Genomic DNA, 7,400 nt, shown 5'->3' with positions numbered 1-7,400 from the left:
TTCACACCACCGGCCAGCAGCAGGCTGATGGCGATGCCCGAGACCAGCACGCCCCAGATCACCTTCACACGGGCGCTCGGGTTGGGCTGGCCGCCGGTGCTCATCATGCCCAGCACCAGGGTGGCGGAGTCGCCGGAAGTGACAAAGAACACCAGCACCAGGATGGTGGCCACGCCGCTGAGCAGGCCGCTCATGGGCAAGGCTTCAAACATGGCGAACATGGCGGTGGACACATCGGCGCCCACGGCCTCGGCCATCGGCAGGCCCTGCATGATTTCCTGGTTGAGCGCGGTGCCGCCAAACACCGAGAACCACACGAAGGCGGCCAGCGTGGGCGCCAGCACCGTGCCCAGGATGAATTCGCGGATGGTGCGACCACGCGAGACGCGCGCGATGAACAGGCCCACGAACGGCGACCAGCTGACCCACCAGGCCCAGTAAAAGACAGTCCAGCCGCTGATCCAGCCGCTGTCACGGAACGGTGTCATGCGCAGGCTCATGCGCACGAACTCGCTCACGTAGCTGCCCAGCGTGCTGGTGAAGGTGTCGATGATGGCCACGGTCGGCCCCATCACGAACACGGCCAGCGTGAGCAGCGCGGCGAGGATGAGGTTGATGTTGGAGAGCCACTTGATGCCCTTGGTGACACCTGTGATGGCCGACGCCAGGAACAGCACCGTGGTCACCAGGATGATGCCCACCTGCGAGGCCTCGCCCACCGGCAGGCCCATCAGCGAGTTCAACCCGCTGTTGATCTGCAGCGCACCCATGCCCAGCGAAGCCGCCACACCAAAGGCCGTGGCGATCACGGCCAGCACGTTGACCACCGGGCCGAGCTTCTTGAGCGGCGCCCAGGGCAACGACTCGACCGCCGTGCTCACCAGCGCAGAACCGCCCTTGCGGAACTGGAAGAACGCGATGGCCAGCGCCACGATGCTGTAGACCGCCCAGGGGTGCAAGCCCCAGTGGAAGAAGCTGTAGCGCATGGCGGCGTTGGCCGCCTCGGGCGTGTTGGGCGCGATGCCGGGCGGCGGCGCTCCGTAGTGCGAGATGGGCTCGGCCACCCCCCAGAACACCAGCCCGATGCCCATGCCGGCGGCAAACAGCATGGCAAACCACGACCCGATGGAGAACTCCGGCTCGTCGTCATCGGCGCCGAGCTTGAGGTCGCCATATCGGCTGAAGGCCAGCACCATCGCCAGCACCACCAGGCCCAGCACCACCCACAGGTAGAGCCAGCCGAAGTCGCGCGTGATGACGGCCAGCAGTGTGTCGAACACCCCGCCGAGGGAGTCGGGGGCGATGACGCCCCACAGGACGATGGCCAGGATGAGCCCGGCCGAGACGATGAGTTGCATGGGAAATGTCCTCCAGTGATGGTGTTCGCGCCGGTGTACGCCGCAACGTGGAAACGGTCTGTCTGGCCGGACACGCAAGGTGTGGCCACTGCAGGGGCAGCAGAAGGGTGGAGCGTGCGACGGCGGCGGTGGCCCGATGTGTCAGGGACTCCCGCCAGCACCCCGGGAGGGGGACTGGAACATCGACCGCCGGGGGTCGTGTGTTGCGGGGCTGTCAGCAAGGGCCGGCACCGCCAGCGCCGTGAAGGGACGCCGGCCATGCCGTCGATTAAGGGTCCAATTGTCAACCATCCCCGTGCAAGACAGGGGTCCAATGCCGGCGCTGCGCGGGGGCCCAAAGTGGGCCGTCAGCTCACTCGCCGCCGTCCTGCGGCAGCGGCGTGCCGGGCGCAGCCGCCACCATCCGGCTGGCCTGGGCCTGCAGGGCGTCCACCATCGCATCCAGCTGCGAACGCTGGGCGGACGTCAGGTCCGAGACCAGTTCGCGGTTGATCGCTGCCACACGCGGGTAGATTTCGCCGTACAGCCGCCGCCCTTCGTCGGAGAGGAACACATGCACCTCGCGCCGGTCCGAGGGCCTGGGCTGGCGCACCACCAGCTTCTTCGACGCCAGCGAGGTCAGCGTGCGCGAAGTGCGGGCGCGGTCCAGCATGGCGTGCTCGGCCAGTTGCGACGACAGCGCTCCCTCGCGCTCGGCCAGGAAAGACAGGATGCGCCACTCGCGCCGGGTGATGCCGAACTCCGACTCGCACAGGTGCACCACCAGCCGGCCGGCGGTGACGTGGATGCGGTAGAGCCGGTAGAGCAGCAAGTCGGCCTGGTGCTGCGGGTCGGCGAGGCGGTCGTTGGTGGCCATGGATAGGGAAAACACCCGCAATGATTGATTTCTGCAATTGATTGTGTCTGCATAGCATGGTGAGCTGCACCGGGAAACACCCGGGCCACCAGGAGACACACCATGACCACCCGCCGCCAGCTGCTTTCCCTCACCGCCGCACTCGCCGCCGCCGCAGCCTTGCCGACCCATGCGCAGACCTTTGAGGGCCCGCTGCGCATCGTGGTGCCCTTTGCCCCCGGTGGCGCTTCCGACCGTGTGGCCCGTCTGGTTGGCGACAAGCTGGGTCCGGCGCTGGGCGTGACGGTGGTGGTGGAGAACCGCACCGGCGGCGGTGGGCGCATTGCTGCGCAGCAAGTGAAGACCACACCGGCCAACCAGAATGTGCTGCTGCTGGGCAACCCGGCGCTGATGCTGGTCGCGCCACTGGTGTTCAAGGACGCCGGCTACGACCCCGACAAGGATTTCCAGGCGGTGTCGCAGGCGAGCACCTATGAGTTTGCGGTGGCCGTGGGCGCGGGCGTGCCGGTGCGTGAACTCAACCACCTGCTGGCCTGGCTGCGCGCCAACCCCGAGCAGGCCAACTTCGGCGTGCCCGCCACCGGCAGCCTGCCGCACTTCTTTGGCCTCATGGTGGGCGAGAAGGCCGGCGTGAAAGCGCAGGTGGTGGGCTACCGTGGCTCGGGTCCGCTGGTCACCGACCTCATGGGCGGCCAGATACCTGTGGCCTTCGACACCTTCGACTCGCTGCTGCCGCAACACGAAGCGGGCAAGGTCCGCATCCTCGCGGTGTCCAGCCCCAAACGCTCGCCGTATGCGCCCACCATCCCCACGTTCCGCGAAGCCGGCCTCGACGTCGACGCCATCGGCTGGAACACCTTCTTCGCGCCCGCCAGCATGCCTGCGGCACGGGTGGAGCAGCTGGGCCAGGCGATCCGCAAGATCATGGAGGAGCCGGACATGGTGCGCCGCTTCAACGACGCCCGCATGGGCCCGGTGGCCAGCACGCCCGCGCAAACCAGCCGCATGCTCGCCGCCTACCGCGCGCAGTGGGCCCCCGTGGTCCAGAAATCGGGCTACCAGCCCTGACCCCTGCTTTCCTTCCCTCGTCAGAGATCCCCATGAACGCCAACGCCCTGCACCTGACCCTCGCCCTGTTCGCCGCCACCACCGCTCCCTGGGCAGCCGCACAGGACAGCTTTCCGAACAAGCCTGTGCGCTTCGTCAACAACTTCCCCGCCGGCGGCCCGTCGGACCTGCTCGCCCGCTCGGTGGCCGCGGTGCTGCAGGACACCCTCAAACAAACCTTTGTGGTGGAGAACAAGGCCGGCGCGGCCGGCAACATCGGCGCGGCCGACGTGGCCAAGAGCGCGCCCGATGGCCACACGGTGCTGTTTGGCATCGACACGGTCTTCACGGTCAACCCCTACCTCTACAACAACATGACCTTCAAGACCGCCGACTTCCGGCCGGTGGTGGTGATGGCGTCGTCGGGCCTGCTGGTGGGCGTGCACCCCGGCACCGGCATCAAGACACTGGCCGGCATGATCGAAGCCGGCAAGACCAAGGGCCTGAACTTCAGTTCGGCCGGCAGCGGCAGCCCCGGCCACCTCGCGGTCGAGGTGATCAAGGAAGCCACGCCGGCGAAGATCACGCACGTGCCCTACCGCGGCAACACGCCCGCCGTGACCGCCGTGCTCTCGGGTGAAGTGGACGGCGGCGTGCTCGCCACACCCGGCATGCTGCCCCATGTGCAAGCCGGCAAGATCACTGCACTGGCTGTGACCAGCCGCCAGCGCTCACGGCTGGCGCCCGAGCTGCCCACGGTGGGCGAGGCCGGCCTCAAGGCCCTGGAGCAGGAGGTGCTCTACCTCGTGATGGCGCCCGCCGCCACGCCCGACGCGGTGGTGCAGACGCTGCAAAAGCACATCATCGACGCGCTCAAGCGGCCCGATGTGCAGGCCCGCATGGCCAACCTCGACCTGTTCTACGAAGGCCTGACCGGTGCGCTGGCGAGCCAGCGCATCGAAGCGCTGCACACGCGCTACGGCCCGATCGTCAAGGCCACCGGCATGAAGGTGGAGTGATCGCCGCATGAGCCAGCGCCCCAACATCATCTACATCGTCTGCGACGACCTCGGCTACGCCGACCTCGGCTGCTACGGCGGGCGCGCGGCGGACTTCGGTGCCGTCTCGCCGAACATCGACCGCCTGGCCGCCGGCGGCGTGAAGTTCACACAGGGCTATGCCAACTCGCCGGTGTGCTCGCCCACGCGGTTTGCGCTCATCACCATGCGCTACCAGTACCGGCTGCGCGGCGCGATGGAAGAACCCATCAACAGCCGCAGCAAGGGCAGCACCACCCTGGGCCTGCCGCCCGAGGTGCCCACCCTGCCCTCGCTGCTGAAGAAGACCGGCTACCACACCGCCCTCATCGGCAAATGGCACCTGGGCTACCCACCCACGTTCGGGCCGCTGCGTTCGGGCTACGACGAGTTCTTCGGCATCATGGCCGGGGGCGTGGACTACTTCACCCACTGCTCGTCCAGCGGCGAGCACGACCTCTACATCGACGAGGACGAGCACCACGAAGTGGGCTACCTCACCGACGTGCTCTCGCAGCGCGCCGTGGACCATGTGCGCGCGCGCGCCGCCGACGCCAAGGCAGGCCAGCCCTTCCTGCTCAGCCTGCACTACACCGCGCCGCACTGGCCCTGGGAAACCCGCGACGACGCACACGTGGCGCCCGAGGTGGCGAAGAACCTGTTCCACCTGCACGGCGGCGACATCCACACCTACCGCCGCATGATCCACCACATGGACGAAGGCATCGGCAGGCTCATGGCTGCGTTGCGCGAAGAAGGGCTGGAAGAGAACACGCTGGTGGTCTTCACCAGCGACAACGGTGGTGAACGCTTCTCCGACAGCTGGCCGCTGGTGGGCGGCAAGATGGACCTCACCGAAGGCGGCATCCGGGTGCCATGGATCGCGCACTGGCCGGCGGCCATTCCCGCCGGCACGGTGAGCAGCCAGCACTGCATGACCATGGACTGGTCGGCCACGCTGCTGGAGGCCGGTGGCGGTGAGGCCGACCCCGACTGGCCGCTGGACGGCGTGAGCCTGCTGAAGGTCCTGCGCGAGCCGGCACAGCGCTTCGAGCGGGCGCTCTACTGGCGCATGAACCACCGCGGCCAGCGCGCGCTGCGCGAGGGCGACTGGAAGTACCTGCAGGTGGACGGGCACGAGTATCTGTTCAACATCGGCAAGGACGAACGCGAACGCGCCAACCTCGCTGCGCGCGAGCCCGGGCGGCTGGAACGCATGCGCGCGCAATGGTTGGACTGGAACGAAAGCGTGCCACCCATACCCAGCGACGCATCGGTGAGCCTGGGGTTTTCCGTCAAGGACATGCCCCAACGCTGAACCGGTGCCCAAGTAGGATCGGTGCATGTCCCGCCTGAAACGCCTGCTGCCCTTCCTCAACTGGCCGCGCCCCGACGCTGCCCTGCTGCGCGGCGAGGCCATGGCCGGTCTCACGGTGGGCCTGATGGTGATTCCGCAAGGCGTGGCCTACGCCGCGCTGGCCGGCATGCCGTTGATCACGGGCATCTACGCCTCGCTCCTGCCCGCCCTCATCGCGGTGCTGTTCAGCTCGTCGGTGCGCCTGTCGGTCGGCCCCACCGCGCTCACCTGTCTGCTCATCAGCGCCTCGCTCACCGGCCTGGCCGAACCGGGCAGCGCGCAGTGGATCGCGCTGGCGGTGTGGCTGGCCTTGCTCAGCGGACTGCTGCAGATCGTGCTGGGGTTCGTGCGATTCGGCTGGCTGCTCAACCTGGTGAACTCGCCCGTGCTCATGGCTTTCACGCAGGCCGCGGCGGTGCTCATCATCGCCTCGCAGTTGCCCGCCTTGCTGGGCCTGGGCGCCTGGGACAGCCTGGCCTGGCCAGCGCAGGTGCACCTGCCCTCGCTGGCCTTCGGCCTGGGCAGCCTGGCCGCGCTGATGCTCGCGCGCCGCTGGCGCCCGGGCTTTCCCACCGTGCTGGCGGTGGTGGTGGCCAGCGCCGGCATCAGCTATGCGGTGGGCTTTGAAGCAGGCGGTGGCAGCGTGATCGGCACGCTGCCCCAAGGCCTGCCCATGCCCTACCTGCCCGGTTGGCCAGGCTGGAGCGTGCTGGGCCAGCTGGTGCTGCCCACGCTGGTGATCACGCTGGTGAGTTTTCTGGAGACGGCGTCCAGCGCCAAGGTGGACAGCAGTCAACGCGGCCAGCGCTGGGACCAGGACCAGGACCTGATCGGCCAGGGTCTGGCCAAGCTGGCCTCGGGTTTCAGCGGTGCGTTTCCCACCAGTTCGTCGTTCTCGCGCTCGGCGCTCAACCTCTACGCCGGCGCCCGCACCGGCTGGGCCACGGTGTTCTCGGTGGGGGTGGTGGTGTTGGCGCTGCTGGTGCTCACGCCGCTGCTGCACCATGTGCCGATGTCGGTGCTCGCCGCCATCGTGCTGGTGGCCATCGTGGGTCTCATCAAGCCACGCGCTTTCGTGCAGCTGTGGTCGATCTCGCGGGTCGAGGCGGGCATTGCCGGCGTGACATTTGCCGTGACCTTGCTGGCTGCGCCACGCCTGTACTGGGGCGTGCTGGCCGGCGTGCTGATGGCGCTCTCGCACTTCCTCTATCTGCGGCTGCACCCGCGCATCATCGAAGTGGGCCTGCACCCCGACGGCAGCCTGCGCGACCGCCACCTCTGGCTGCTGCCGCCACTGGCGCCCCACCTGTACGCGCTGCGCATGGACGCCGCGCTCGACTTCGCCACCGCCAACGGCTTCGAGCGGGCCGTGGCCGAGCACATCACCGTCCACCCGGACACGCGCCATGTGATGCTGATCGCACACCCGATCAACTGGATCGACGCCACGGGTGTGGAAGCCTTTGGTCGCCTGCGCGAGCAGCTGGACGATCAGCGCATCGAATTGCACCTCGTGGGCATCAAACTGCCGGTGGAAGCGGTGTTGCAGCGCGCCGGCCACCTGGCCGAGAGCCCGCGGCTGCACCTCTACCGCACCGAAGCCGACGGGCTGCGGGCCGCAGCGGCGCTGGCGGAGCCCGCAGACTGACGCCGCTGGTCGCGCGGTGGGACCAAGTGGATCAAGAACCCGGCCTTGTCAGCCGATATCCACTGAAACCCGTGTTGCTTTTCCACTCAGGGTTGAA

General features: G+C 68.2%; 6 protein-coding genes. 4 read left to right on the top strand and 2 right to left on the bottom strand.

Going from position 1 to position 7,400, the window contains the following annotated elements; genetic code table 11:
* On the bottom strand, nt 1-1,358 hold a 1,358-nt coding region (locus tag Q0C59_RS09210), incomplete at its 3' end, for a BCCT family transporter (protein WP_291214348.1).
* A gap of 352 nt (nt 1,359-1,710) precedes the next feature.
* Nucleotides 1,711-2,214, bottom strand: coding sequence for a MarR family winged helix-turn-helix transcriptional regulator (locus Q0C59_RS09205; protein ID WP_291214346.1), 504 nt, complete (start codon nt 2,212-2,214; stop codon nt 1,711-1,713).
* A gap of 102 nt (nt 2,215-2,316) precedes the next feature.
* On the opposite strand from Q0C59_RS09205, the gene Q0C59_RS09200 reads away from it, so the two are divergent.
* The 4 genes from Q0C59_RS09200 to Q0C59_RS09185 are packed head-to-tail and all read left to right on the top strand — an operon-like array spanning nt 2,317 to nt 7,303.
* On the top strand, nt 2,317-3,282 hold the full coding sequence (locus Q0C59_RS09200; protein WP_291214344.1) for a Bug family tripartite tricarboxylate transporter substrate binding protein: 966 nt from the start codon (nt 2,317-2,319) through the stop codon (nt 3,280-3,282).
* Nucleotides 3,283-3,314: 32 nt separating this feature from the next.
* Nucleotides 3,315-4,280 carry a tripartite tricarboxylate transporter substrate binding protein gene (locus Q0C59_RS09195; RefSeq protein ID WP_291214342.1) on the top strand — a complete coding sequence of 322 codons (966 nt, stop codon included), beginning with the start codon at nt 3,315-3,317 and terminating at the stop codon, nt 4,278-4,280.
* A gap of 7 nt (nt 4,281-4,287) precedes the next feature.
* A complete protein-coding gene (locus Q0C59_RS09190; protein ID WP_291214340.1) occupies nt 4,288-5,616 on the top strand; it encodes a sulfatase in 1,329 nt (442 codons plus the stop codon).
* A gap of 25 nt (nt 5,617-5,641) precedes the next feature.
* Entirely contained in the window at nt 5,642-7,303 is a 1,662-nt protein-coding gene (locus Q0C59_RS09185) for a SulP family inorganic anion transporter (protein ID WP_291214338.1), read from the top strand.
* Nucleotides 7,304-7,400: the final 97 nt, after the last annotated feature.

Source organism: Hydrogenophaga sp. (genome assembly GCF_022844385.1).
In the GTDB taxonomy this organism is placed as follows: domain Bacteria; phylum Pseudomonadota; class Gammaproteobacteria; order Burkholderiales; family Burkholderiaceae_C; genus Hydrogenophaga.
This window is presented reverse-complemented; position numbering and strand designations above follow the sequence as displayed.